This window comes from Chamaesiphon sp. OTE_75_metabat_556, from assembly GCF_031378165.1.
In the GTDB taxonomy this organism is placed as follows: domain Bacteria; phylum Cyanobacteriota; class Cyanobacteriia; order Cyanobacteriales; family Chamaesiphonaceae; genus Chamaesiphon.
Window position 1 is genome coordinate 1 of the sequence record NZ_JANNDR010000096.1, and the last position, 3499, is coordinate 3499.

Here is a 3499-nt window from a genome sequence, read left to right on the forward strand (position 1 = left end):
GATCGATGCTAAGGGTACCCGCGATTTCTATATCAGTTAATGCCAAATCAATTTGCTATAGTTAGTCTTATGTTCGCACATATAAAACCTCATGAACTGGCAATCTCGAATTACGATCAATCCCAATATCTTGGTTGGTAAACCTACGATAAAAGGTACTAGACTAGCCGTTGAATTTATCATCAACGGACTTATTCTCTAAGATAAACTCATCAATTGCAGTTTCACTACCTGCTATAAATGCAGCGACAGCGCGGCGTTTGAAACTCGGAGTAGTTTCATCGCTAACGTAATTAATTTTGTCTTCTTCGGTTGCCGTTGGTTGTGTTTGCTCTAGCTGCTTTAAAAGTTGCTGAATTTCCTCAGCTACTTTAGCCAAGGATTGTTTTTGCTCAGATTGAATAAATGTATTTCCATCCGATCTAGCAAATTTCCCCACCGCCCCAGTATGAATATTATATAGTTGTACCCATTTATATGACAAAGGATTCCAAAACTGTTCTTTTTTTGCCATTTCCTCTAGTGCGGTGACACTTTGATAAATGTATATATCTCTAGCTCCTTCTCTTATTTCTTCTGGAACTGTAGTTATACCTATATCTCTATTTGAATGCTTGTAAACTCCATTAAAAAATGTTCCCCTTATTACTGAATCCCTAATGACTCGGTAGTCAGGGATGTCATGCTTTTCATCGTATCCATCTAATTCCGACCTTACCCAATTTTTGAGGTCTTCATTTTTAAGACGATAAGCCAAGACCTTAGTTTTTAAAAGAATACTATGTAGATCGGCTTTTGGATTGACGATGTCTGCCTGAATTGGATTGATTATGTTGCGTGTATCACTCATTTTACTGGCTATTACGTAGCTTTAAACTAGCAACCTTAACTTAGAGTTCCTATCGATCGATTGAAAGTATCACATAATACAAGACCTAAAATTTACCGAACCCAAGCTCAGACCCTTATTTACTTTACAGATTATCAATTTCTCCAGCTTCGCTACCACCAAAATCCCTAAAGATATCAAAATAATGGTTTGGAACGATCCAGCATCGCCAAAGCCACACATCAAAGAAGATCTAGGACAGCCCAACCCTCGGAAATCGTCTACGCTTTTATCAATGAAGCTCCAGCTTTGGCAACATATTATTTCTACCGATCGTCCAAACATTTACCAAAGCTGCTAATGTATCGATCTGCGATCTCCAGAAGTGATTTTTTACGCTAATGTGATTTTTGACTCTGTTTTAACTGGTGTTGGTTCGAGAGATTGAGTTTTTATTCTCCATTTTTCAGATATGATTGTTGCTCGATCGCTCATTTCTCTAAGTTTCTTCTCTCCCGCTTGAGCTATTTGTAGAATTTCAGCTAATTCTGCTTCATTCAATGGATTAGTACTCATGGCTATCGCTCCAAACGTTTTTTAATATTACTTACAACTATCTTAGCTTCTAAGATTCGACCTAATTGTTCTGACAGGTCTTTCTCCTGCTTCTTCAATATCTTGGCTGGAAAGCGTCTCATTTGTAGTGAGATATCGAATAGTTTCTTGAATTCTTCGCCTAGTATTATCTGAAAACAGCGCGTAATTATTAAGGAGAGCAAATAACTGAATCGAACTGACGTTGTTTGGAAACAAGGTAATTCTTGCTCTCACTAATTGAATAGCTTCAGATAATTCAGTATCGAGATTGTCGATTTCACGATCGATCTGTTCGACTAAGACATTGAAGTTAGGCGGTAGATTCATAATAGGCAGTCGAACCAAGATGTCGATTAGACCAAATGTTCTAATGTCACAACATTATCCTATCTCCAAATCGTACCCACATTCACTCGATCGTAGCACCATTACCACATTGAGATCTGTCGATCGACTCAAAACAGTCAAAAATTGACTTTAGGCTTCTAATGATTCTACATTTTCCGCGATCGAACAGTCCAAAGTCTTGGATTTTTGGCTAAAGAGAACATTTTCCCGATAATCGACTGGACAATCAATTATCGCCGGAACATCTTGAGCCAGTGCTTCTTTGAGCGTGGGAATCAGATCTGCACTCTCAGTAATTCGATACCCCTTCAGCCCCATGCTCTCAGCCAGCTTCACAAAATCGGGGTTCCCAAACTTAACAAACGAAGACCCCCCAAAATGCTGCATTTGCTTCCATTCGATTAGCCCATAACCCCCATCATTAAAAATCAGTGTCACAAAGGGAGTATTCAGGCGCAGAGCAGTTTCTAGCTCCTGCATATTCATCATAAAGCCCCCATCTCCCGTGGCGGCAATCACCTGACGAGCGGGATAAACTAACTTAGCCGCGATCGCGCCTGGAATCGCAATTCCCATCGCGGCAAAACCGTTGGATATCAAACAGGTATTGGGTTTGGCGCAGTGGTAGTGACGGGCGATCCACATTTTATGGGCACCCACGTCGGAAATCAGGATATCGTCATCGCCTAAAACCTGCCGCAGATCGTAGATTAGTTTTTGGGGGCGAATCGGAAAGCCTTTATCGTGAGCGTACTGCTCGTAATCTGCCCGAATCTCCTCACGGAGCGAAAGGGCATAGGGTTCGGGTTTTGGACTGGGATCGGACTTTTGACATCGTTGGCGGATTTCCTGGAGCGAGTCGGCAATATCGCCCACCACCTCAACCTGGGGAATATAACTACTATCAATTTCTGCCGAAACTTCGGCAATGTGGACGATCGGAATTTCGCCTGTAGGATTCCATTTTTTGGGTGAATATTCGATCAGATCGTAGCCGACAGCAATTACTAAGTCAGTGCGATCGAATCCACAACTAATATAGTCCCGCTGTTGCAGACCCACCGCCCACAGAGCGGAGGGATGGGTATAGGGAATGACCCCCTTGCCCATAAAGGTGTTGACTACGGGCAAATTCAGTTGGGTGGCTAACTCTGTGAGGGCAAGGCTGGCATGGGAGCGGATGGCACCGTTCCCGACTAATATTAGTGGGTTTTGGGCTTGGGAAATGGCTGCTGCTGCTCGATCGAGGCTGGCAAATGCAGCATAGACTCGACTCGATCCGTTTTTTTGTAAGGGTTTGACCGTTGCTGGCATCGCCGCGACATTTTCCGGCACGTCGATATGCACCGCACCGGGCTTTTCTGACTGGGCGATGTGGAAGGCTTTGCGGACAATTTCGGCGGTACTATTGGGCTGGACGATTTGTTTGCTCCACTTGGTAATCGGTGCAAACATCGCCACTAAGTCGAGATACTGATGGGACAAGATGTGCATTCGATCGGTACTCACCTGTCCGGTAATGGCAATCAGCGGTGCGCCATCTAGATTAGCATCGGCGACCCCCGTCATCAGATTGGTTGCACCTGGCCCCATGGTGGACATACAGACCCCTGCTTGTCCGGTTAAGCGACCGTATACGTCTGCCATAAAAGCGGCTCCCTGTTCGTGGCGACAGGTCACAAATTGAATCGTAGAACCTTTGAGTGCTTCGAGGATGTGGAGATT

4 protein-coding genes and 1 pseudogene are annotated in these 3499 nt (G+C 43.7%); 1 reads left to right on the plus strand and 4 read right to left on the minus strand.

Annotated elements, in window-relative coordinates; all coding sequences use genetic code 11:
• Window positions 1-91 precede the first annotated feature (91 nt).
• Window positions 92-187, plus strand: a pseudogene (locus RMO27_RS04285) (DUF433 domain-containing protein); the annotation flags it as partial.
• On the opposite strand, the gene RMO27_RS04290 reads toward RMO27_RS04285, so the two are convergent.
• From RMO27_RS04290 to RMO27_RS04305, 4 genes are all read right to left on the minus strand, one after another.
• Window positions 164-850 carry a hypothetical protein gene (locus tag RMO27_RS04290; RefSeq protein ID WP_309729452.1) on the minus strand — a complete coding sequence of 229 codons (687 nt, stop codon included), beginning with the start codon at window positions 848-850 and terminating at the stop codon, window positions 164-166. The pseudogene RMO27_RS04285 and the gene RMO27_RS04290 overlap by 24 nt on opposite strands.
• Before the next feature lie 372 nt (window positions 851-1222).
• Window positions 1223-1405: a hypothetical protein gene (locus RMO27_RS04295; protein WP_309729456.1), complete on the minus strand. Its 183-nt coding sequence runs from the start codon at window positions 1403-1405 to the stop codon at window positions 1223-1225.
• A gap of 42 nt (window positions 1406-1447) precedes the next feature.
• Window positions 1448-1753, minus strand: a complete 306-nt coding sequence (locus RMO27_RS04300; RefSeq protein WP_309729459.1) for a hypothetical protein — start codon at window positions 1751-1753, stop codon at window positions 1448-1450.
• 150 nt (window positions 1754-1903) lie between these two features.
• Window positions 1904-3499 (minus strand): acetolactate synthase large subunit (locus tag RMO27_RS04305; protein ID WP_309729462.1); only part of this gene is annotated, 1596 nt, incomplete at its 5' end.